24 protein-coding genes are annotated in these 22,291 nt (G+C 67.4%); 12 read left to right on the top strand and 12 right to left on the bottom strand.

The window, feature by feature from the left end; translation table 11 throughout:
- Positions 1–79: 79 nt before the first annotated feature.
- Positions 80–823 (bottom strand): competence/damage-inducible protein A, encoded by a 744-nt coding sequence (locus ASG52_RS14915; RefSeq protein WP_056244553.1) that lies wholly within the window; start codon positions 821–823, stop codon positions 80–82.
- A gap of 97 nt (positions 824–920) precedes the next feature.
- On the opposite strand from ASG52_RS14915, the gene sfsA reads away from it, so the two are divergent.
- Together sfsA and ASG52_RS26445 are read left to right on the top strand one after the other, a co-directional pair.
- On the top strand, positions 921–1,643 hold the full coding sequence (gene sfsA / locus ASG52_RS14910; protein ID WP_056244550.1) for a DNA/RNA nuclease SfsA: 723 nt from the start codon (positions 921–923) through the stop codon (positions 1,641–1,643).
- 105 nt (positions 1,644–1,748) lie between these two features.
- A complete protein-coding gene (locus ASG52_RS26445; protein ID WP_082552573.1) occupies positions 1,749–2,255 on the top strand; it encodes an AAA family ATPase in 507 nt (168 codons plus the stop codon).
- Positions 2,256–2,307: 52 nt separating this feature from the next.
- On the opposite strand, the gene ASG52_RS14905 is transcribed toward ASG52_RS26445, so the two are convergent.
- The gene (locus tag ASG52_RS14905; protein ID WP_056244751.1) at positions 2,308–3,138 is read right to left on the bottom strand and encodes an FkbM family methyltransferase; all 831 of its coding nucleotides are present in this window, start codon (positions 3,136–3,138) and stop codon (positions 2,308–2,310) included.
- A 228-nt stretch (positions 3,139–3,366) separates the two neighbouring features.
- Between ASG52_RS14905 and ASG52_RS14900 the strand changes: the two genes are divergently transcribed.
- A complete protein-coding gene (locus ASG52_RS14900) occupies positions 3,367–4,131 on the top strand; it encodes an alpha/beta fold hydrolase (RefSeq protein WP_056244546.1) in 765 nt (254 codons plus the stop codon).
- 78 nt (positions 4,132–4,209) lie between these two features.
- Here the strand turns inward: ASG52_RS14900 and ASG52_RS14895 are convergent, their stop codons facing one another.
- Both ASG52_RS14895 and ASG52_RS14890 read right to left on the bottom strand, forming a co-directional pair.
- Complete coding sequence (locus tag ASG52_RS14895; protein WP_056244544.1) at positions 4,210–4,443, bottom strand: hypothetical protein; 234 nt, start codon at positions 4,441–4,443, stop codon at positions 4,210–4,212.
- A gap of 402 nt (positions 4,444–4,845) precedes the next feature.
- On the bottom strand, positions 4,846–5,523 hold the full coding sequence (locus tag ASG52_RS14890; RefSeq protein WP_056244541.1) for an HAD family hydrolase: 678 nt from the start codon (positions 5,521–5,523) through the stop codon (positions 4,846–4,848).
- A gap of 300 nt (positions 5,524–5,823) precedes the next feature.
- On the opposite strand from ASG52_RS14890, the gene ASG52_RS14885 reads away from it, so the two are divergent.
- Entirely contained in the window at positions 5,824–6,171 is a 348-nt protein-coding gene (locus tag ASG52_RS14885) for a hypothetical protein (protein WP_056244538.1), read from the top strand.
- 180 nt (positions 6,172–6,351) lie between these two features.
- Positions 6,352–7,287 carry a penicillin-insensitive murein endopeptidase gene (gene mepA, locus ASG52_RS14880; RefSeq protein ID WP_056244537.1) on the top strand — a complete coding sequence of 312 codons (936 nt, stop codon included), beginning with the start codon at positions 6,352–6,354 and terminating at the stop codon, positions 7,285–7,287.
- Between the two features lie 53 nt (positions 7,288–7,340).
- Here the strand turns inward: mepA and msrA are convergent, their stop codons facing one another.
- The gene (gene msrA / locus ASG52_RS14875; RefSeq protein ID WP_056244533.1) at positions 7,341–8,000 is read right to left on the bottom strand and encodes a peptide-methionine (S)-S-oxide reductase MsrA; all 660 of its coding nucleotides are present in this window, start codon (positions 7,998–8,000) and stop codon (positions 7,341–7,343) included.
- A 133-nt stretch (positions 8,001–8,133) separates the two neighbouring features.
- Here msrA and ASG52_RS14870 point away from each other — a divergent pair, with 133 nt between their 5' ends.
- From ASG52_RS14870 to ASG52_RS14860, 3 genes are all read left to right on the top strand, one after another.
- Positions 8,134–9,204, top strand: coding sequence for a PAS domain-containing protein (locus ASG52_RS14870; RefSeq protein WP_056244531.1), 1,071 nt, complete (start codon positions 8,134–8,136; stop codon positions 9,202–9,204).
- A gap of 333 nt (positions 9,205–9,537) precedes the next feature.
- Entirely contained in the window at positions 9,538–10,326 is a 789-nt protein-coding gene (locus ASG52_RS14865; protein WP_056244529.1) for an alpha/beta fold hydrolase, read from the top strand.
- A gap of 10 nt (positions 10,327–10,336) precedes the next feature.
- A complete protein-coding gene (locus tag ASG52_RS14860) occupies positions 10,337–11,461 on the top strand; it encodes a PAS domain-containing sensor histidine kinase (protein WP_056244520.1) in 1,125 nt (374 codons plus the stop codon).
- A gap of 49 nt (positions 11,462–11,510) precedes the next feature.
- Here ASG52_RS14860 and ASG52_RS14855 read toward each other — a convergent pair whose 3' ends face one another.
- From ASG52_RS14855 to ASG52_RS14840, 5 genes are all read right to left on the bottom strand, one after another.
- Complete coding sequence (locus ASG52_RS14855) at positions 11,511–13,070, bottom strand: YifB family Mg chelatase-like AAA ATPase (RefSeq protein WP_056244513.1); 1,560 nt, start codon at positions 13,068–13,070, stop codon at positions 11,511–11,513.
- 104 nt (positions 13,071–13,174) lie between these two features.
- Positions 13,175–13,498: a PsiF family protein gene (locus tag ASG52_RS14850; protein WP_286159054.1), complete on the bottom strand. Its 324-nt coding sequence runs from the start codon at positions 13,496–13,498 to the stop codon at positions 13,175–13,177.
- Positions 13,499–14,109: 611 nt separating this feature from the next.
- Positions 14,110–14,844, bottom strand: a complete 735-nt coding sequence (locus tag ASG52_RS14845) for a thermonuclease family protein (RefSeq protein WP_200945612.1) — start codon at positions 14,842–14,844, stop codon at positions 14,110–14,112.
- Positions 14,832–14,909 (bottom strand): YdcA family protein, encoded by a 78-nt coding sequence (locus tag ASG52_RS28780; RefSeq protein ID WP_502691067.1) that lies wholly within the window; start codon positions 14,907–14,909, stop codon positions 14,832–14,834. The genes ASG52_RS14845 and ASG52_RS28780 overlap by 13 nt, the downstream gene beginning before the upstream one ends.
- 124 nt (positions 14,910–15,033) lie before the next feature.
- Positions 15,034–15,315, bottom strand: a complete 282-nt coding sequence (locus ASG52_RS14840; protein ID WP_056244510.1) for a DUF6894 family protein — start codon at positions 15,313–15,315, stop codon at positions 15,034–15,036.
- Between the two features lie 122 nt (positions 15,316–15,437).
- Here ASG52_RS14840 and ASG52_RS14835 point away from each other — a divergent pair, with 122 nt between their 5' ends.
- From ASG52_RS14835 to ASG52_RS14825, 3 genes are read left to right on the top strand one after another with little or no spacing between them, the layout of a single operon-like run.
- The gene (locus tag ASG52_RS14835) at positions 15,438–15,686 is read left to right on the top strand and encodes a hypothetical protein (protein WP_286159053.1); all 249 of its coding nucleotides are present in this window, start codon (positions 15,438–15,440) and stop codon (positions 15,684–15,686) included.
- Positions 15,683–16,147: a LexA family protein gene (locus ASG52_RS14830; RefSeq protein WP_056244504.1), complete on the top strand. Its 465-nt coding sequence runs from the start codon at positions 15,683–15,685 to the stop codon at positions 16,145–16,147. Before ASG52_RS14835 ends, ASG52_RS14830 begins: the two co-directional genes overlap by 4 nt.
- Positions 16,144–17,475 carry a Y-family DNA polymerase gene (locus ASG52_RS14825; RefSeq protein ID WP_056244502.1) on the top strand — a complete coding sequence of 444 codons (1,332 nt, stop codon included), beginning with the start codon at positions 16,144–16,146 and terminating at the stop codon, positions 17,473–17,475. Before ASG52_RS14830 ends, ASG52_RS14825 begins: the two co-directional genes overlap by 4 nt.
- 27 nt (positions 17,476–17,502) lie before the next feature.
- Here ASG52_RS14825 and ASG52_RS14820 read toward each other — a convergent pair whose 3' ends face one another.
- A complete protein-coding gene (locus tag ASG52_RS14820) occupies positions 17,503–18,972 on the bottom strand; it encodes a calcium-binding protein (RefSeq protein WP_056244501.1) in 1,470 nt (489 codons plus the stop codon).
- A 165-nt stretch (positions 18,973–19,137) separates the two neighbouring features.
- Positions 19,138–19,692, bottom strand: coding sequence for a hypothetical protein (locus ASG52_RS27255; protein ID WP_156383973.1), 555 nt, complete (start codon positions 19,690–19,692; stop codon positions 19,138–19,140).
- A 192-nt stretch (positions 19,693–19,884) separates the two neighbouring features.
- Between ASG52_RS27255 and ASG52_RS14810 the strand changes: the two genes are divergently transcribed.
- Positions 19,885–22,272, top strand: coding sequence for an EAL domain-containing protein (locus ASG52_RS14810; RefSeq protein ID WP_056244496.1), 2,388 nt, complete (start codon positions 19,885–19,887; stop codon positions 22,270–22,272).
- The last annotated feature ends 19 nt before the right edge of the window (positions 22,273–22,291 follow it).

Genomic DNA, 22,291 nt, shown 5'->3' with positions numbered 1-22,291 from the left:
GGGTAAGCTCGGTGGGTGTGAAGCCTGGCCTTACCGTCGCTCTAGCGCCCGTGGCTGACGCGAGGCTGTCGCCGCGCGGCTACCGCAGCCCCTCCAGCATCGCCTCGATGGCGGCCCGCGCCGCCGCGACGGCTTCGGCCTCGCGCCCGCGCACGACGATGCGGTTGCGAAAGCCCTCCGCCGTCATCGACGGATAGGAGCCGATCGACACGCCCGCATGCGCCGCCGCGAGGGTGCCGAGCGCGCCGGCGAAGTTGCCCTCGGGAATGGCGCCGGCCTCGATCGTCTCGGAGATGACCGGCGCGTTCGAGGTCAGCGTCGGGCGGATCTCGTCGAGCATCGCGTTCATGATCTGCGGCACGCCCGCCATCACGTGGACGTTGCCGATGCGGAAGCCCGGCGCCTTCGAGATCGGGTTGGCGATCAGCTCCGCCCCGTGCGGGATGCGAGCCATGCGCAACCGCGCCTCGTTGAGGTCCTCCGGGCGGTGGCGCTCCAGCAGCATGGCACGGGCCCGCTCGTCCACGTCGATGCCGACCCCGAAGGCTGCTGCCACGCTGTCGGCGGTGATGTCGTCGTGGGTCGGGCCGATGCCGCCGGAGGTGAACACGTAGGTGTAGCGGGCCCTGAGCGCGTTCACAGCAGTGACGATCTCGTCCATCACGTCCGGGACGATGCGCACCTCGCGCAGGTCGATCCCGATCTCGGTCAGCACGTCGGCGATGGCGCCGATGTTCTTGTCCTTGGTGCGCCCCGACAGGATCTCGTCGCCGATGATCAGGATCGCGGCGGTCACCTCGGTTCGTTGTGATTCCTGGGACATGCGGCCTCGGCGACGAATTCGGCTCTGGAAGCTAGAGCGCGGATCGGCGAAGGCGAAGCCGCCGCGCGCTTCCGGCGCGGCGTCACGGGTGCGACCGATGCGCTTTCCCTCGGAGCTGACCGAAGGCCGCCTCGTGCGGCGCTACAAGCGTTTCCTCGCCGACGTGACGCTCGCGGACGGGCGCCTCGTCACCGCGCATTGCGCCAACCCCGGCGCGATGCTCGGCCTCAACGCGGAAGGGTCGCGGGTCCTGCTTTCGACCTCGACCAACCCGTCGCGAAAGCTGCCCTATTCGTGGGAGTTGGTGGAGGCGGACCTGCCCGGCGGGCCGCAATGGGTCGGCATCAACACAGCGCGCCCGAACGCCCTTGTGGCGGAGGCGTTTCGCGAAGGCCGCCTCGCCCCGCTCGCGGGCTACGACACGCTCCGGCCCGAGGTCGCCTACGGCAAGGCGAGCCGCGTCGATTTCCTGGCGAGCGGCGGCGGCCTGCTGCCCTGCCACGTCGAGGTGAAGAACTGCCACCTGATGCGCCAGCCCGGCCTCGCCGAGTTCCCCGACTGCAAGGCCGCCCGCTCGGCGCGACACATGGAGGAACTGGCCAACGTGGTGCGCGAGGGCGGCCGGGCGATGCTGATCGTGGTGATCCAGATGCGGGCGGAGCGGTTCGATGTGGCGCGCGACATCGATCCGGGGTTCGATCGGGCGTTTCGGGGGGCGTTGGCGGCGGGGGTCGAGGTGTATGCGTATCGGTGTGATGTGGGACCGGAGGGGGTGGTGATTGCGGATGCTGTGCAGATTGTTAGTGGCGTCCCAAACTGAGTAATTTTCTACTGTAATGCACCGACTTATTACCCATTGCGGACGTGAGGCAGATGCTCGATCCGTATCCGACGATTCACGAAGGAAAGCAGTTGAGACTTCCGTATGGGGGCCAAAAACTACCTGATCGAAGGTATTTCCGGAACAGGCAAAACTTCGGTCTGTAATGAGTTGCTCCGGCGTGGGCACCATTCAATCCATGGCGATAGGGAGCTTGCCTATCAGGGCGATCCGATAACGGGGAAGCAGCGTGCTGGCTTTTCCCATGAGAATCATATCTGGAATGTTGATAAGGTAAGGGCACTCGTGAATGACCACAGTCACGCGGCGACCTTCTTCTGCGGTGGCTCCAGAAATTGGAACGTTTTCTTAGGCTTGTTTGATTTCGTATTTATCTTGGAATTGGATAGCGACACCTTAAGCCGAAGACTAACCTCAAGATCAGAAAATGAGTGGGGCGGGCGGCAGAGTGAAAAGGACTTCATTTTGAAGCTTCACGCTTCCAAAAATGGCCTTCCGAAGTCAGGTTTGAGCATCAATGCCGCAAGGCCGATAGAGGACATCGCGGAGGATATCCTACAGCGATGTTCGCTGTCTCTGGATGTCCGCTAATCCTCAAAGCGGATCAGACAAATCGAACGAAAATCAGGTAAAGACCAACCCCTCACCCCACCCGCTCGAACACCAAATTCAACCGCGTCCGCGATATCCGCCGATACCCGTACCCCTCCAGCAACGCCGGCAGATCCATCTGCCACTGCTCGGTGCCGTCCTCGACGATCAGCAACGCCGGCCGCAAACTCTCCGGCGCCTCGCGCAAAAAAGGCTCCAGGATCAGGTCCTCGGCGCCCTCGACGTCGAGCTTGATCGCGTCGATGCGCTCGATGCCCTCCGAGCGGCACAGGCTGAGCAGGGTCACGGCGGGCACGCGGATCGCCGCGCTCTTGTGGGTGCCGACGATCTTCACGCTCGATTCGCCGCGGTTGCGCGGATCGATGAACAGGGTCAGCTCGCCGGCCCGGTCGGCGACCGCGCAGGCGATGGCCTTGATCGTGCCGAACGGGTTCTGAGCGATGTTGTAGGTCAGCCGGTCGAACACGTCGGGCTGCGGCTCGACCGCGAGGATGCGGGCGCGCGGGCCCGTGAGCGCCGCCACGAACAGCGCGTAGGCGCCGATATTGGCGCCGACATCGAGGAACACCGCGTCGTCCGACAGGCGCGCCTTCAGGATCGCCCGCTCCTGCGAATCGAAGAACTGCGGCGTGAACAGCACCTTCTTCTCGCAATTGTTGTTGTAGGGGTGCAGCCGCATCCGCGCGCCGTAGCGCTCGACATCGAGCGGTTGGCCGCCGAGCATCGAGATCGCGATCCGGCGCAGCAGCATCGCCATCCGCCGCCCGCGCCAGGAATGCTCGTCGAGCGTCTGCGTCCGCTGCGCGATCCGGGCGACGAGCCCGGTCGGGGCGTAGGTGCCGTAGGGCTGGGAATCCGTCATCGTGCGCGCCTGATGCCAGCCGATTGGGGCCACGGCAAGTCGTGCCCGAAGAGACGGCCGTTTCTCGAAGCCGCCCAGCGGCTTCGCGGCGCGAAGAGAGCCGCGCGCAGCGGCCTCGGTGAAAGCCTGAGCCCGCGGAGGCGTGCGCCGGCGATTGAGGCTACAAAGGGAGAGGGATGGATGCTGAGGCCTTTGACAGCCCGGGGCGCGAGGCTGCATGTCGAGTCGATGCAGAGCTTCGATTCCGACGGCGTTGAGATCGCCTATATCGACGTGCCGGCTCAAGGCGGCACCGGCGACCCGATCCTGCTGATCCACGGCTTCGCCTCGAACCATGCGGTGAACTGGGTCAACACGCTCTGGGTCAAGTTCCTGTCGGAGGCCGGCTACCGGGTCATCGCGCTGGACAACCGCGGCCACGGCCAGAGCGAGAAAGTCTACGAGCCGGAGGCCTACGGGGCCGACCTGATGGCGGGCGACGCGTTGCGCCTGCTGCGCCATCTCGGCATCGGCCAAGCCGACGTGATGGGCTACTCGATGGGCGCGCGCATCGCCGCCTATCTCGCCCTCGACTATCCCGACGTGGTGCGCTCGCTGCTGATCGGCGGCCTCGGCTTCCATCTGGTGGACGGGCGCGGCCTGCCGCAGGGCATCGCCGAGGCGCTGGAGGCGCCCGCCGGCACGCCCGCGCCGAACCCGACGGCGGCGAGCTTCCGGATGTTCGCCGAGCAGACCAAGAGCGACCTCAAGGCGCTCGCCGCCTGCATCCGCTGCTCGCGCCAGACCCTGTCGCGGGCCGAGTTGTCCGCCATCGACACGCCGACGCTGGTCTCGGTCGGCACCCTCGACACGGTCGCCGGCTCGGGCAGCGAACTCGCCCGGCTGATGCCGAACGCCCGCGCCCTCGACCTGCCGGGCCGCGACCATTCCACGGCGGTGGGCGACAAGCTGCACCGCCAGGGCGTGCTGGAGTTTCTCGCGCAGCGGCCCTGAGGGACATCGACCGCGCATGAAGAAACCGGCGGCCGTGCTCGGGCCGCCGGTGCAAGTCCGTCTCGGGATAAACGCCGCTTATGCGCGCAGGCGCATCGCGCGGCTCTTGTCGCGGGCGGCGCGGGCCGCCTGCTCGACATTGCGGAACAGGGTGCCGTCGAGGCCGTCGAAGCGGCGCTCGGACGAGAAGAACCGCACGCCGCCGCGCTCGGGAACGGCGATGCCGGCGGTGAGGTCGCCGATCTCGATCACGCGCGTGGGCGGGCCGTCCTCGGCGGCGAGGATGTCGGCGAAGGGTTGGACACGGGTCATGACGGGGTGAACTCCTGCGGCCTCTTCAGGGCCGGTTGTCGGTGAGGCGTTCGTGCCGGGCTCCTAGCCCAGGAACATGACTGCCCGACAACACGCCCGCCCCCGTCCGGCCCAGCCGCCGACAAGTCTAGAAGTTTTCAAATGCGAAAGACCGTTCAAGGCAAGTCCTCCTGATTGGCGAGGACCACGGCGCACAATGCTCCGTGATGCATTAGCGTTTGATAACGCGGCGCAAGCGTGCCATGACAAATCACCGCGGTGCGGAGACGACCGCACGCTCTGAAGATGAGCCCTCAGGCCTTCACGGTCAACGGAATGTTCTTTCGAAGATCAGCTTGACAGGGAAAGAACACGTCGGCCTTCGGGCCGAATCCGACGTGTCTTGCCTTTGGGGTCCGAGGCTTAGCTCTCGGCGACGATCCGCCTGAGATCGGCATGCGCCGTGAAGACGCAAGCCGCGCCCACTTCCAACAACTCCTGCCCGGTCCGGTCGTGGCCCCAATGGCCGCCGCCGGTGAAGCCCGCGACCCGCATCCCCGCGGCCCGGGCCGCCTGCACGCCCGGCACGCTGTCCTCGATCACGAGGCAGGCGGCGGGTTCGGTACCCATCCGGGCGGCGGCGTGGAGGAAGAGGTCCGGAAACGGCTTTCCGCGGGCCACTTCGGCCGAGGAGAAGATGCGCCCGTCGAAGAACGGCAGAAGGCCGGTGAGGGTCAGGGAGCGCCGCAGCCGCACCGGATCGCTGCTGGAGGCGACGCAGAACGGCAGGGAGAACCCGGCGAGCGCCTCGGCGATGCCGGCCATCGCCGACAGCTCCGCCTCGAAGGCACGCAGCGTCTCGGCCTTCACCCGCTCGGCAAAACCCTCGGGCGGCGCGATGCCGCCCTCGTCCGCGATCCGCTGCATGATCGACACCATGGAGGTGCCGGCATAGCGCGCCCGCACCGTCTCGACGTCGATCGCGAGACCGATCTGGTTGAGGCCGCGGGTGAGCACGCCGAGGCTGATCGGCTCGCTGTCGACCAGCACGCCGTCGCAGTCGAAGATCACCAGGGCGGGAGGGGAATGCGGGTCCGTCATCGGGCACGGGCTCTCGCACGCGCGCGATGGCGCCGCAACGCGACGCGGCGCCGTCCTCGCAGGAGGAACGGCCGTTTGGCCGGGCGCGAAGAGCGCCCCGCGCAGTGGGCTTCGGCAAGGCCGAAGCGTCTAACGAAGCAAGCAGCCAAAGCCGCGGACGCGGCTGCCGGCGCTTGAGGCCGAGCAGGAATCCGCGGCTGCCGGCGCTTGAGGCCAACGAGGAAGAAACTTGCCAGCGGCGTCGGGCTCGGCCTAGTCAGTCGGCCAAGCGCGGCGGCTTGAGCCCGCGCGAGGTCGGACATGCTGCGAAACGTCGCCCGCTTCCTCGGATTGCCGTTCTTCAGCCGCGCGATCGGGCTCGTGGTCATGGCGGGGGGCTTCGTGCAGCTCTGCTACGACGGGGCGCGCTCCATCGCCAATAACGGCCTGCGCATCACCACCGTCGCCGACTGGATCCACGCCCTGCCGCAGGACCGCACCGCGGCGCTCGGCCAGACGGTCGAAAAGATCGCGCCCTGGGCCGACGCGGTGCTGCTGGCCCCGCTCGGCCTCGTCCCCGCCTCGCTGTTCGCGCTGGGCGTCGGCGCCGTGCTGATCTGGCTCGGCCAGCCGCCGCGGGAGCCGATCGGTTTCCTGACCGGGCCGTGAAGCGGGCAACGGGCCATTGCTGTGCCGCATCGGCTTTCTTCCGAAAGCCGGTTCCCACCTTTCGGGCCGATGCTCCGAGGCTGCAACATTATGACGGCCTGCCTTGAAAAACGCCCACCTCGGCGGGCACGGTCGGGGCGCTCGCCGAACCCTGCCCCTCATCCGGACGAACCGACGCGCATGACGCTGCCCCGCCTGTCCCTCTCCGCCCTCGTCGTCCCCCTGGCCCTCCTGGCGCCCCTCGGGTCGGCCGCCGCGCAGGATCGCGGCAGCGTCAACCCGAAGCCGCTGCCGCCGCTCGCCAACCCGAACGATCCCTCGACGCCGGCGAAAGCTCTGTTCGGGCGCGTGACGGGGCCGACCGGCGGGCAGCCGCAATCCTTCGGCTCCTACGCCAAGGGCTGCTTTGCCGGCGGCGAGGCGCTGGCGATGGACGGGTCGAACTGGCAGGTGATGCGCCCCTCGCGCAACCGGATGTGGGGCGTGCCGCATCTCGTGAACTTCATCGAGCGGCTGGCGAGCCAAGCGCCGCGGGCCGGCTGGCCGGGCTTGCTCGTCGGCGACATGTCGCAGCCCCGCGGCGGGCCGATGCTGACCGGCCACGCCTCGCACCAGCTCGGCCTCGACGTCGATGTCTGGCTGACCCCGATGCCGGGCCACCGCCTGAGCCGCGCCGAGCGCGAGGAGACCTCGGCGACCAACGTGGTACGTTCCGATCGGCTCGACATCGACCCCGACATCTGGACGCCGCAGCACACGGCACTGATCCGCATGACGGCGCGGCAGCCGGAGGTGGCGCGCATCTTCGTCAACCCGGCGATCAAGCGGGCGCTGTGCCGCGAGGCCGGGGGCGAGCGCGGCTGGCTCAACAAAGTGCGCCCGATGTACGGGCACAACTACCACTACCATATTCGGCTGGCCTGCCCCGGCGGCGAAGCGGCCTGCGACGACCAAGCCCCGCCGCCCCCCGGCGATGGCTGCGGCGCGGAACTCGACTACTGGTTCAGCCCGGCGATCATCAACCCGCCCAAGCCCAAGACCCCGCCGAGGCCCCGCCCGCCGATGACGCTGGCCGGGCTGCCGGATGCGTGCCGGGCGGTGCTGCACGCGCGGTAGGGGCGGCTTCAGGAGGCTTCGGCCTTCACGCCGGGGTGTCCCCGGCGTCGGCGTCACGCCGCGGCGATGCCGGTCCCCACCGGGCAGGACACGCCGGTGCCGCCCAGCCCGCAATAGCCGCCGGGGTTCTTGGCCAGATATTGCTGGTGGTACTCCTCGGCGAAGTAGAACGTGCCGAGCGGCTCGATCTCGGTGGTGATCGGCCCATAGCCACGGGCCTGGAGGGCGGGAGCGTAGGCGGCGCGCACGGACCGCGCGGTCTCTCCTTGCGCTTCGTCCGCAGTGTAGATGCCGGAGCGGTACTGCGTGCCGACATCGTTGCCCTGGCGATATCCTTGCGTCGGGTCGTGGCTCTCGAAGAACACCTTGAGGAGGTCCGCGAGCGGAAGCAATGCGGGGTCGTAGGCCACCAGCACGACCTCGTTGTGGCCGGTGCCGCCGCTGCAGACCTCCTCGTAGGTCGGATTCGGCGTGAAGCCGCCGGCATAGCCGACCGCAGTGACGTGGACGCCGCGCGGCAACTGCCAGAACTTGCGCTCGGCACCCCAGAAGCAGCCGAAACCGAGGACGACCGTCTCGATGCCCGGCGGATACGGACCTTTGAGCGGATTGCCGTTGACGAAGTGGGCTTGCGCCGTCGGCAGCGGCGTCGGCCGGCCCGGCAGGGCCTCGGAGGGCGCGGGCATCTCGGGGCGCTTGCGGAAGAACAGCATCAGGCTTCCCTCGATCGTGACGGGGATTTGTGTCGCGGAGTGGCTTCCCCTGATATGGTCATCCCCGCGCGCTTTGACGACGGCCCCGGCGGTCCGATTCGGGGAACCGCGACAGGGGAGCGTTCAGGAGCGGATGGGGCCGGACGACGACGACTGGCAATTGACCGAACGGGTGCGCATCAGCGCCCGCCAATCCGGCAAGGGCGATCCGTTCGCCGCGGCCGTGCGGGCGACCCGCATGGCGATGATCATCACCGACCCGCGCCGTCCCGACAACCCGATCGTCTTCGCCAACGACGCGTTCCTGGCGCTCACCGGCTACACCCGGCTCGAAGTCAACGGTCGCAATTGCCGCTTCCTGCAGGGGCCGGAGACCGACCTGAACGAGATCGCACGGGTGCGGGACGCGATCGCCGCGGAGCAGGACATCCACGCCGAGCTGCTGAACTACCGCAAGGACGGCACGACCTTCCACAACGCGCTGTTCCTCAGCCCCGTCCACGACGAGGACGGCACACTGCTGTTCTTCTTCGCCTCGCAGCTCGACGTGAGCGACCGCTATGCCCTGCGCGACGAGCGCGACCGCACGCGGGCCGCGCTCGATGCCAACGCGCATCTGCTGCGCGAGGTCGGGCACCGGGCCCGCAACGACCTGCAGATGATCAGCGCGATGCTGGTCCACCAGAGCGGCGACAGCACCGATCCGGCGGTGCGGGCGGCGCTGGCCGTCGCGATCGGGCGGATCGATGCGCTGGCCGCCCTCTACCGCATGCCGCAGGGCGAGCACGAGGCCCGCGACCTCGCCGAGCTGGCCCGCGAGGTTGCCGGCACCCTCGTCGAGGCGACGGGCCGCGAGGACATAGCCCTCGATCTCCACCTCGCGCCGGTCCCGATCCGGGCCGACGCCGCCGGGCCGATGGCGCTGATCCTCAGCGAGAGCGTCTCCGACGCCCTGCGCCACGCCTTCCCGGACCGGCCGGGCCGGCTCACCATGCGCCTCGCGCGGGACGAGGCGGCGGTGGTGCTGTCCGTCGCCGACGACGGGATCGGGCTCCCCGAGCCGTCGGGGGGGCACGCGGCGATCGGCCGGGGCTTGGTCGACATCCTCGTGCGCCAGCTCGACGGCGCCCGCAGCATCGAACGGGCGCCGTCCGGCGGCACCCGCGTCGTCTTTCGGTTCCCGGTGGAGCGGATCGGCCTGTAGCCTTGAGCATCGTCCCGAAAGGTGGTTTCCGGCTTTCGGAAAAAGACGATGCAGCACAACAACATAGAGCATCGTCCTGGATCCCATATCTAGGACGATGCTCTAGCGCAGGGTCGAAGCTCGGTGAGCCCGACCCTGGGCCCGACGGCTATGGCGGCGAGCGGACATCGTCTCCGCTGCCGGAACCGGGCCTCAGGCCGATGTTTCCGCAGCAGCCGCTCTCGCGGCGGCCCGAACCCCGCAACCGTGCGGGAAGAAAGTTCGTAAACGGAACCGCCCTGTCTTCAGTGAGCCCTGGTAGGCAGTCTCGTCGTTCAATCATAGGATCGCGACATGTCGGCGGTCGTGCGCAACAATGTCAGAATTCGGGGAAGCGGCCCGAAAACCATGGTTTTCGCTCACGGTTACGGCTGCGACCAGAACATGTGGCGCTATGTGGCACCGGCCTTCGAAGCCCAATTCCGCACGGTCCTGTTCGACCAAGTGGGGGCGGGCGGCTCCGATCGCGCGGCCTACGATCCGGCCAAGTACGCGAGCCTTTCCGGCTACGTCGATGACCTGATCCAGATCGGGGAGCAGCTCGGCTTGCGGGACACCGTCTTCGTCGGCCACTCCGTGAGCGCGATGATCGGCGTCCTCGCCTCCATTGCCGCACCGGGCTTGTTCGGGCAGTTGGTCCTCGTCGGTCCCTCCCCCCGCTACGTCGACGACGGCGATTACGTCGGCGGCTTCTCGTCCCCCCAGGTCGATGAACTTCTGGACTTCCTCGGCAGCAATCACATGGGATGGTCGAACACGATGGCGCCGGCCATCATGGGCAATCCCGACCGGCCGGAACTCGGCGAGGAACTGACCGACAGCTTCTGTCGCATGGACCCCGGCATCGCCCGCGACTTCGCGCGGGTGACCTTCACGTCGGACAACCGGGCGGACCTCGCCCTGGTGTCGGTGCCGACGCTGATCCTTCAGTGCAGCGACGACGTGATCGCGCCGACCCCGGTGGGCGAATACGTACACCGCCACGTCAAGGGCAGCACGCTCGTCCACCTGCGGGCGAGCGGTCACTGCCCCAACCTCAGCGCGCCGTCGGAGGTCATCGCCGCCATCCGCGGTTTCGTCTGATCGGCCGCGCATGACCGAGGATTACGAAGACCTCTACCGCAACGCGCCGTTCGCCTACGTCTCACTGGACGCAGACGGCCGTATCGCCATGGCCAACGACACGCTGGCGGATTGGATCGGATGCCCGGCGCACGATCTGCGCGGCCAACGGTTCCGGGACCTTCTGACGGTCGGGACCATGATGCATTACGAGACGAGCTACAGCCCGTTGCTCGCCATGCAAGGCCACTTCGACGAGGCCTCGCTCGACCTTCGGACAGCGGACGGCGGCAAGTTCGCGGTCTTCGGCAACGCCCGGGTCGTCAGGGACGCCGACGGGCAGCATCTCGCGACGCGCCTCGCCCTGCTGAAATCGACCGGCCGCCGGCTCTACGAGCGCGAGATCCTCGACGCCCGGGACAGGAGCGAGACGACCGAGCGGGCGACGCAGGCGACCCTCGCGACGGAACGCGAGACATCGGAGCTGCGCGAGCAATTCATCGCCGTGCTCGGGCACGACCTGCGCAATCCGCTGGCATCGATCTCCTCCGGCGCCAGGTTGCTTCAGAGGGATCTGCGGCCCGAGCGGCGGACGCGGTTGTTCGAGGCGATCCAGGGCAGCGTCGTGCGGATGAGCAGCCTCATCGACAACGTCATGGACTTCGCGCGAGGCCGGCTCGGTGCGGGCATCCCGCTCGACCTCCGTCCCGACGTGATGCTGGGGCCGATCCTGGAACAGGTCGTGACCGAACTCAGGATCGGCGTTCCCGACCGCGCCATCGAGACCGCGTTCGCCCTCCCCGAGCCGATCCGGTGCGATCCGTCGCGCATCGCCCAACTGGTCTCGAACCTGCTCGGCAACGCCCTCACGCACGGCGCGAAGGGCGAGCCCGTGCGCATGCGTGCGGGCGTCGATGGCGCAACCCTGACGATCTCCGTCGCCAACGGCGGCGCTCCCATCCCGGAGCCCGCCCTGGCACGCCTGTTCCAGCCGTTCTTCCGGGGCGAGGTCCGGCCCAGTCAGCAGGGCCTCGGCCTCGGCCTTCACATCGCGTCCGAGATCGCCAAGGCCCATGCCGGCACGCTGGGCGTCACCTCGACGCCCGCGGAAACCCGCTTCACCTTCCGGATGCCGCTGCATCTGCCCGGATCGTGAGGCCCGGAACCGGACCTCCACCTCGCCGAATGGAACGCGCGTCCCGACCTCACGCCCGCGGATGCGCCTCGGGCCGGCGGCCGGGCGGGGTCTCGCCGCGTCCGCGATAGGACAGGGCCTCGGCCAGATGCAGCCGCCGCACCCGCGCCTCGCCGTCGAGGTCGGCCAGCGTCCGGGCGACCCGGAGCGTCCGGTGGAAGCCGCGGGCCGACAGCCGCATCGTCTCGGCCGCGTTGCGGATCAGGGCGGCGCCCTCCGCGTCGGGGGCCGCGGCCTCCTCGATCACGGGCGCCGGGCAGGTCGCGTTGGTGGTGGAGGCGGGCAGACCCCTGTCGGCGAAGCGCGCGTTCTGCCGGGCGCGGGCCGCCGCAACGCGGGCGGCGGCCTCGGTCGAGCCCTCCGGGGGCGGCGGCAGGATCAGGTCGGCGGCGGTGACCGCAGCGACCTCGACCCGGAGATCGATCCGGTCGAGGAGCGGGCCGGAGATGCGGGCGCCGTACTGCGCGGCGCAGCGCTCGTTCGGGCCCTTGCGGCAGGTATAGCCGGGCTCCAGCGCCATGCCGCAGCGGCACGGATTCATCGCGGCGACCAGTTGGAAGCGGGCCGGATAGGTGACCCGGTGGTTGGCCCGCGCGATCATCACCTCGCCGGTCTCCAACGGCTGGCGCAGGGAATCGAGCACCTGGGGCGTGAATTCGGGGAGTTCGTCGAGAAACAGCACGCCGCCATGCGCAAGCGACACCTCGCCCGGCCGCGCGTTGAGGCCGCCGCCGACGAGCGCCGCCATGGAGGCGGAGTGGTGCGGCTGGCGAAACGGCCGGCGGTTCGACAGCGCGCCGTCCTTGAGCACGCCCGCCACCGACTGGATCATCGAGACCTCGAGCAGCTCGCGGGGGCCGAGCGGCGGCAGGATCGAGGGAAGGCGCGCGGCCAGCATCGACTTGCCGGCACCGGGCGGGCCGTTGAAGATAAGGTTGTGGCCGCCGGCCGCGGCGATCTCCAGGGCGCGCTTGGCGCCCTCCTGGCCCTTGATGTCGCGGAGATCCGGCATCGCGCCGGACGGCGCCGCGATGGCCGGCTGCGGGCGGGCCATCACTTGGCTGCCCTTGAAGTGGTTGGCGAGTTGGATCAGCGAGCGCGGGGCCAGCACGTCCATGTCGCCCGCCGCCCAGGCGGCCTCCGGCCCGGTCGCGGCCGGGCAGATCAGCCCGAGCCCCCGGCCGTTGGCCGCCATCGCGGCGGGCAGCACGCCCGCGACCGCGGTGATCGAGCCGTCGAGCGCCAACTCGCCGAGCACGCAATAGCCGCCGAGCGCGTCCTCCGGCAGCGCGCCGATGGCGCCCATCACGGCGAGCGCGATCGGCAGATCGTAATGCGAGCCCTCCTTCGGCAGGTCGGCCGGCGCGAGGTTGACCGTGATGCGCTTGGCCGGCAGAGCCAGCCCCGAAGCGATCAGGGCCGAGCGCACCCGCTCGCGCGATTCCGCCACCGCCTTGTCCGGCAGGCCGACCACGGTGAAGGCGACGACGCCGGGCGCGATCTGCACCTGCACGTCGACGGCGCGCGCCTCGATCCCCTCGAAGGCGACAAGCGGACGGCTGACACAGATGATTTTATGCGTTCACCAGAGCCGCTTAATCGCCAAAGCGCCGGCCCGAACGATTGCCGCGGAAGCAACACGGAAGCAGCAGAACTAGGCGAGCGCCCTGTGGTCTACCCCTTCAGGCAGGTGCTCATGAACGCCTTGCGGTCGGCGCCCTTAAGGCTCTTCGCCGACGCGTCCGCGTTGCAGCTCTTCATCTTGGCCTGCTGCGGCGTCAGCTCCTTCTCGGGCGCCGCGCTCGCCTTGCCGGCGAGGCAGTCGGCCATGAAGCTCTTGCGGGCGTCGCCGGCGAGCTTCTGTGTGCCAGCATCGACGTTGCAGGACTTCATCCGGTCGCGCTGCGCAGCCTGAGCGGCGGACGGGGCCGGCGCCTGCGCGGCGGCCGGGAGGACCAGGGCAACGAGGATCGGGAACATCAGAATGGAGGCGCGCACGGGAAGGCTCCGGTAAGGCGTCCTGTCGTAGCACGCGCGCCGATGCCGGGCGCGGCCCCGGATCGATGTTCTGCACAAGCACGCCTCGCATTTGGGGCACGCTCAGGGCTCGTGCTCGATGCTCTACCAGCAGCAGGAAACGACGCTCAGATAGCCAGCCTTCGGAGCGTCGTTGCCTCAGCCTGCGATGCGCGACAGCTTAGTACCGCGGCCCACGCGTACCGTATGCCCCTGAATACGGATTGTAATTCCCGCGGGTGCCGAAATTGTCCATTTGGGTCGTATTAGGGTTGGTTCGCTGATAGGAGCCGACGTAATTTCCTTGGCTATTGGTGTACCCGCTAACGCTGTGGCTTCGCGAGTTCGAACCATATCCGTAATACTGAGCCTGAGCTGCGCTTGCGGACGCTGCGAGCACCGCGGCAACAATGATGGCGCGCATGAACGTTTCCCCGAAAATCGAATTCTTGACTTGGATACTGCAGCATGTCGGCTTGGATGGGTCGAGTGCAAAGCGAGTTTGCCCGTCGCAAAATCCGAATCTGTGGTTGATGCAACACACTTTTTGATACGAAGCGCAGCTTAAGTTAGAAGCGCAGCCTGACCAAGCTTCATCCGCGCGGTGCCCTCCAACCCGCTGCCCGCGCCTCGTCTTCCGAGCAAAACATCCGCTCACCGTCCGCCTCGCTGATCTGGGTTCGGTCGTAGTCCCGCGAGCCGGGCACATGATAGATGCGATCCCCTTTTCGCGAGATGTTGCCCTTGATCGCGCAGCCGCCGGCCGCAGAAGACGCGGGCGCTGCCGGCTTCAGTATCGGGATCGGGATCGGGCCGTCCGGCCCGCCGGGTGCGGCTACCCCCATCTCCTGAGTGCGCTTGCCCTTGCGCCAGTCCCACGGCGGCGTGAACTGTCCGGCCCAGACACCACGCTTCGCCGTCTTTGCTGCGTCCTCTTGGTTCACGTAGGCAGTAGAGTACTGGCGATAGGCGAGACCAAGCCCCTGCTCGACAAGCCAACCGTTGAGGTCGATCGAGCCGAGGCGGCACACCGCTACCGTGCGGCCGTAGCGGTCTTTCTCAATCCGCTCGCAGGCGACGTTGCCCTGTCCAATCTTGTCCGAGAGAGCGAGGGCTGCCACGCGGCCACAGGGGTAATCCCGGCCGGCTGCATCTCCGCAGATCTGCGCCGATTCCGGCGTGTCGACACCTTGCAAGCGGAACCGCTCGCTACGGATTTCCAGGGTGTCGCCATCGATAACGGACGCACGGCCAACAACCTGTTCAGCAATGGCCGGGGTTGTGGCGCAGAGCAGAACCGCGAAAGCAAGGCGCTTCACCGGGAGCATGTCCTCTTGGACGCACTGATGGACCCGTCGTTGCACAGGAACTTGCCGCCTTGGCAGGCCTTCACTCCACCTTTCGAGCCAGAGCACGGCGTGTTGCGGGCTTCCGCCGCGGAAATTGCGAGCGTCAAAGCTCCGACAGCAACAAGAACGCGAATCACGACACTTCCTCCCGTTTTGAGAAGGATGCCGCTACGCTTTTCGGTTGTCCATTCGCGTCATGCCACTACCCACAAGGGCCGTTGAGCGCACGTCTGCGAACGAACGCACCAACGCGCGCCGGCCCCGCGCGTCGTGGACATCGACCAGCCAGCCCGACCAATCGGTGTCCGGCGCCCCATCCATGAGCGCCCGCGCGACGCGATCGGCTTGAGGTCCCAGCGCCTGCAGCCGCGGCACCCACCGGCCGGTCAGGTCGAAGACGGCATCGCCCCCGCCGCCGACGCAATGGAAGTGGTAACGCTGGACCGTCACTGCGCTTTTCGCTCCGCGTTCACAGCGCTCCCCACGCCATTTCGGCCCCGCTCCGATCGTCGTTGAACCGCGCCCGTCGATCGGGTTTGTTCCTGATACGTTCTATCGGATTGGAAGGCTCGATGCACGCGATCAGCGGGCGTAGGACGATGCTGCGCGACGATCTGCCGGCCGGGCAGGATGCTCGGCGCGGCGAAGCCGAAGCGATCGCGCAAGCCTACCGCGCTGCGCACCGCGGCGACGATCAGGCCGCACTCGTCGCGGCGATCAGCGATGCGCTGGCCGACCTCGACGCGGCCGAGGAGCGGGTAGCGGCAGCCCGGCGCGTCGTCTCCCACGGCTTCGTGCGCGGCCGGGTCGGTACGCCATGAGCGCCGCGAGCCTTTTCCACGTCGAGGAGCTGCCCGCGGACGGCGCCGCGACTGTGCGCGTGCCCGTCATGGGACAGGCGCTGTGCGCTGGATTCCCGTCGCCTGCCGACGACTTCCAAGAGCAGGCGATCGAGCTGCCGCGCTGGCTCGTGCCGAACCCGCCGGCCACCTTCCTGTGGCGCATCGCCGGGTTCAGCATGCGCGACGCCGGCATTCACGACGGCGACCTCGCCTGTGTCGATCGCAGCCTAACGCCCGGCCACGGCAGCATCGTCGTCGCGGCCGTCGACGGCGAGATGTCGATCAAGCGCATGGTGGTCGAGGGCAACTGCACGCGGCTCGCCTTCGACAACACCGACCTGCCCGTCTACGCGCTTCAGGAACTTGCCGAGGCCGAGATCTGGGGTGTCGTCCGCTTTACCATCCGCTGGCATGTCGCCAGGGCCGGGCTGTCCCGGTGAGCGGGCCGGCGGCGCGGCTGCGCGACCGGATCGGTGGCGGGCGCGCCATCGCGCTGATCGACGGCAACTCGTTCTACTGCTCGTGCGAGCGCGTGTTCGACCCCAAGCTCGCCCGCGTGCCGGTAATCGTGCTGTCGAACAACGATGGCTGCGCCATCGCGCGCACGGCGGAGGCCAAGGCGCTCGGGATCAAGATGGGCGCGCCCTACTTCACGATCCGCGAGATGTGCCAGCGCCAAGGCGTGCGCGTGTTCTCGTCGAACTACACGCTCTACGGGGACATGTCGGCGCGCATCAACGCGATCTACCGCGACGCCACGCCCGAGGTGGAGGTCTACTCCATCGATGAGAGCTTCCTCGACCTCACCGGCTTCACCCGCCGCGACCGCGTCGCGCTCGCTCGCGACATCCGCGCGACGGTGAGGGCCTGGACCGGCATCCCGACCTGCGTCGGGCTGGGGCCGACGAAGACGCTCGCCAAGCTCGCCAACCACATCGCCAAGAGCGTGCCCGAACTCGACGGGGTGTGCGACCTGACCGACCCGGCGGCCTACGAGCACTGGCTCTGCCGCATCCATGTCGGCGAGTTATGGGGCGTCGGCCGGGCCTCGCTGGTGAAGCTCGAAGCGCTTGGAATCGACACCGTGGCGGACCTGCGGGACATCGACCCGCGGCCGGTGCGCAAGGCGCTCACCGTCGTGGGCGAGCGGATGATCCACGAGCTGCGCGGCGTGTCCTGCCTCGGGCTCGACCTCGTGCCGGCGCGCCGCAAGGGCTGCGCGGTAACGCGCTCGTTCTCCGGCCGGGTGACGGCGCGGGCCGAACTGGAGCAGGCGGTTGCCGCCCATGCGACACGGCTTGGCGAGAAGCTGCGACGGGAGGGGCTGGCGACCTCTCAGGTGACGGTCTTCTACCACACGAGCGAGCACGACCGCGGCGAGCCGATGCGCTCGGTCTCGACGTTGGTGACACTGCCCGAGGCGACCAACGACACGCTGGCGCTGATCCCGGCCGCCCTGCATGGCGTGGCCCGCACATGGCGCGAGCAGCCCGATCCGCCCTGGCGCTACTCGAAGGCCGGCATCGTCACGACCGACCTCGTGCCGCTGGCGGACTCGCAGCGCGCGCTGATCGGCCAGCTCGACCGCGAGCGTTCGGTAAGCCTGATGGGCGCCCTCGACGCCTGCAACGCGCGCTGGGGGCGTGGCGCCGTGGTGCCGGCGCGGGCCGGCCTGGAACGGCAGCGACGCGGCTGGGCGACGAAGTTCGAGATGCGCACACCGCGCTACACGACGCGGGTGGAGGAGCTACCGGTTGCGCGAGCGTAAGGGCGGCCGGACGGCCGCCCCACCGTTTCATACGACGAAGAAATCAGCCGCCGTCAGCGCTGCCTTGTTGTCGAGCACCGCGAACTGCACCGCCGCCTTCGATCCGTTGCCGTCGGCATCGTAGGACAGAGCGCCCGTTGCCTTATCGTAGAGGATGCGGTCGTCGGCATCGACGGTGGCGCCGGACACGCTCAGGTCCTTGAAGGCGGCAGCGTCGAGCGAGCCGGCCGCGAGGACGGAAAAGACGCTTCTCGACAGTTGCATCGTGTCGTCGGTCGCCGAGAAGTCGGAGAGGCGATCGACGTTGGTCGCTGCGAGCGCCGTAGAGAACACGAAAGTATCGCTGCCGCCTAAGCCGGCGAGCGTGTCGCTGCCTCCCAATCCATTCAGGATATTGGCGCCGGCGTTCCCCGTCAGGACGTTGGCGATCGAGTTGCCGGTGCCGTTGAGGCTGCCCGAGCCGGTGAGCGTGAGGTTCTCCAATTCCGAGCCACCGAGCGAATAGGACACGGACGCGACGACGAGATCGGTGCCGACGGCGCCGTTGGTCTCGACGGCTTTGTCGCCGGCATTGTCGACATAGTAGGTGTCCGAGCCCGAACCGCCGATCATTCTGTCGGCGCCGCCGAGACCGTTCAGGATGTTGGCTCCGGCATTGCCGGTCAGCACGTTGGCGATGGAATTCCCGGTGCCGTTGATGTTGGCCGTTCCCGTCAGGGTGAGGTTCTCCAGTTCGGAGCCACCGAGGGAGAACGAGACGGAGGCAACGACGAGATCGGTGCCGACGGCGCCGTTGGTTTCGACCGCCCGATCGCTGATGTTGTCGACGTAATAGGTGTCGGAGCCCGCGCCCCCGATCATCGTGTCGGCCCCGGCTCCGCCGTCGAGCAAGTTGGCACCGGCGTTGCCGGTGAGCGTATTGGCCGCATCGTTGCCGGTTGCGTTGATGCTTCCCGAGCCGGTCAGCACGATCTTCTCGACATTGGCCGACAGGGTGTAGCTGACGCTGCTCTGGATGGTATCGATGCCGTTGTTGGCCGCCTCGATGACACGATCGCCGACATTGTCGATGATGTAAGTGTCATTGCCCGCGCCGCCGTAGAGGCGATCCGCTCCACCCCAACCATCGAGATAGTCGTCGAAGACGGAGCCGGTGATCCGGTCGTTGCCCTTAAAGACGTCTCGGTTGACCGCCTGAGGGTCGTTCATCGCGATGTAGGCCGCGGCCTGCTCCATCGTGATGCTGATCCCGGTGATCAGCCCGAACGGCTCCCCATTGACGGAGCGCAGACCGTAGGTCGTCGTCCCTGAGATTGGCGCACCCGTCGAAGGATCGTAGCTGAAGCCGTACCCTTCGAATTCGGTGACGTTGCCGTCTCCGTAAGCGACTTTGAACGATGTTGCGGTCTGATCAAAGAAGAGCGCCGGGCCTCTCGCGAAATCGTACAAGTCCAGGGCGCGAGCGTCGCCGCTGCCGTAACACACGAAATCAACCATCGGATCGCTCCCTAAGTTGCATCTTTCCACGGGCGCCGCATTATTTCGCAGGCCGTTGGGGAACAATTTATGAAATCAATAGCCATTCCGGTGCAAGACGTATCTGCCTAACATTCTTTGCATTGTTGCAGATATAGCGCCCTTACGGCGCCGCGGGACCAGGGCTTATAATTCGAATTTGCAATTACAGCAGCACTGAAATAAGATGTCAATTTCGCAATTAATATTCGATTGCTCGTCGGACAAAATTGACAATAGGAGCTTCTGACAAGCTGAGGTGGGGTCTGTGTTGGTTAATGTGGACAATTCGTGGTGCAGAGGTGTAGCCAACCGATGCCTCACCGCGCTTCCGCACCGCCGCCACGCTCTTGCAGCAGCGACCGAAGCGCCGCATCGGCCATGGGCGTCTCGGCGCCGCGCTCGACGAGGCGTCGAATCCGTTCGACGCTGTTGGGGGCGATGGATGTCCGCGAGCGTCGCGTTGTTTCGGCCGAGATAGGCCCGGCGGGTCGCGTCGCCGGCATTTGCCAGGAGCGAGCGCCCGCCGGTGCGCAGAGCCGTCAGCGCCTGCTGCGGCAGCGTCTCGCCGCCGACCTCCGCCCGGTACTGCGCGTTGAATTCGGTGAGACTGCCCTGCGGCTTGAGCGTGCCGGCCGCGCGGAACACGTCGATCTGGTCGCCCACAGCCTGCGGCGCCGCCGGGCGCTGCAAGGCCGCCATGACCGCGCGAAGGTCTTACTCCTGCTGATCCCTGCCGACATTCACCTCATTCTTGAGCGTTGGCCGAGACCTGACAGGGTGTATGCCGCCTCCGGCTTCACGCCATCAATTCACAGGCTGATTGCGTGCCATTAAGTTGGCCTACATGGATGCCGTCCACCTTGGGGCTCTGAAACTCCCCAAGGCACGTGTATGCTCACCGTTGTCGGTTGTCTCGTCGAAGCCCACGACTTCCGGCTTGTCGCGCTGGCGGCCGGAATCTGCGCCCTGTCCGCTGTGACAACAGTCTGCCTCCTCAGCCACGCGCGCCGGGCAGGGAACTGGGTACAAACTGGCTGGCTATCCCTAGCGGCGGTCGCTGGCGGGTCTGGCATCTGGGCAACCCATTTTATCGCCATGCTAGCCTTCGCGCCGGGCGTGCCGAGCGGCTACGAAGTCGCGCTCACTGGCCTGTCGCTCGTCATCGCCATCACGCTGGTTGGCTCCGGCCTCTCGCTCGCGGTGCTCGTGGACGGTAGGGGAGCGGCATGGGCCGGAGGTGCCATCTTGGGATTCGGCATCGCGGCGATGCATTATACCGGCATGGCTGCATACGCCGTTGCCGGCCACAAGGGGTGGGACCTGGCCGCTGTCGCCGCCTCACTCTGCCTCGGCAGCCTTCTTGGGGGCGCGGCGCTGGCGGCGCAGGTCGGCGCTCGTGGCTATGTGCGCCAACTGCTCGCCGCGTTCCTGTTGCTACTCGCCATCTGCGGCCATCACTTCACGGCGATGGGCGCCGTCACCATCTCGCCAGACCCGACGCTCACTGTTTCCGAGGCCGCTGTTCCGAACGCATGGCTAGCCGTCGCAGTCGCGCTCGCTAGCTTCGCGATCCTGCTGCTGTCCGGTGCCGCCATGGCGCTGGCCGTGAGGGACAGGCACCGGGCCACGATAGAAGACGAGCGCCTGCGCAGTCTCGCTAACGCGGCGGTTGAAGGCCTCGTCGTCTGCACTGGGGACATCATCGTCAGCGCGAACCGAAGTTTTGCCAAGCTCGTCGGCATTCCCCAGGAAGCGCTCGCAGGCATGTCTCTGGCGGCGTTCCTGCCGAATGAGGTGATCATGCCCGCCGTAGCCGACCAATCCGAGCAGCTCGTTGAGGCCGAGTTGCAGCAGGCGAGCGGGGGCAAATTTCCTGTCGAGGTTATCATGCAGCCGGTCGAACATGCCGGCCGTCCACACTTCGCCGTCGCTGTGCGTGACCTGCGGGCTCGCCGTCAGGCCGAACGCCAGATTCACTTCCTGGCCCATCACGACCCGCTCACTGGACTCGCCAACCGCGCTAGCTTCGGCGAACGGCTCGAACAGGAGATGCGAATCGCTCATGCGGGGCGCCGCAAGCTCGCGGTGCTCTGCCTCGACCTCGATCGCTTCAAAGAGGTCAACGATCTGTTCGGCCACGCGGCCGGCGACGCCATGCTGCAGAACGTGGCTCGAATCATCTCGGGTGAACTCGCCGACGGCCTAATGGTGGCACGGCTGGGCGGCGACGAATTCGCTATCCTGATGCCCTGCGACCGTCCCTCCGAAGCTGGTCGCCTTGCTGAGCGCATCCTAGAGGCCTTGCGCACCGGATGCACGGACGACGGCCGCCCACAGATCGCGACCAGCATCGGTATCGCTCTCTACCCGGACAACGCTGATGAGCGGGCGTCGCTTCTGAACGACGCCGACACCGCGCTTTACCGGGCGAAAGCCGGGGGGCGTGGCACCTACCGCTTCTTCGAGGCCACGATGGGCGCGGAGGTGCGTGAGCGGCGCGCGCTTGAACACGACCTGCGCCATGCAGTGGCGCGCGGCGAGATGGAACTCTACTACCAGCCGCAAACCCGTGTCGGCGGCGGCGAGGTGACTGGGTTCGAAGTGCTGCTGCGCTGGAAGCACCCGAAGCGTGGCTACGTCTCGCCAGCGGTATTCATTCCCATCGCCGAGGAAAGCGAAATCATCCTGCAAATAGGCGAATGGGTGCTGCGGGAAGCCTGCCGCGAGGCGGCAAAATGGTCCCAGCCACTGTCGGTCGCGGTCAATGTATCAGCGGTGCAGATTCACAGTCCCCATTTCGTCAGGCTTGCGCACGAGATACTGCTTCAGACAGGTCTGTCGCCAAGCCGCCTTGAGATCGAGGTAACGGAGACTGCACTGATCCGCGATCCGAATCGAGCGTTGCTCACGCTGCGGCAGCTTAAGGCACTTGGCCTGAGCATTGCCATGGACGACTTTGGTACGGGATACTCGTCGCTGTCAAACTTACGCTCGTTCCCCTTCGACAAAATCAAGATCGATAGTTCGTTTGTGCGGTCGGTCGACAGCAACGAGCAAACAGCGGCGATTGTGCGTTCCGTGCTCGGCCTGGGTCGCGGCCTAGGTCTGCCGGTACTGGCCGAGGGCGTCGAGACCGAAGCAGAGCTCAGTTTCCTCGTTGCTGAGCAGTGCCACGCTGCCCAAGGCTACCTGATGGGCCGCCCGTCACCCATCGCACACTTCTCCGGGTACACGCATGGTGTCGCGCAGCCCGCACCCGGCGAACGGAAGTCTGCGTGACGTCGCTCTCACCCCGAAC

Origin of the sequence: Methylobacterium sp. Leaf456, assembly GCF_001425465.1 — a bacterium.
In the GTDB taxonomy this organism is placed as follows: Bacteria; Pseudomonadota; Alphaproteobacteria; order Rhizobiales; family Beijerinckiaceae; genus Methylobacterium.
Note: the sequence above shows the minus strand (reverse complement) of the source record. Positions and strands in the feature narration are given on the sequence as shown.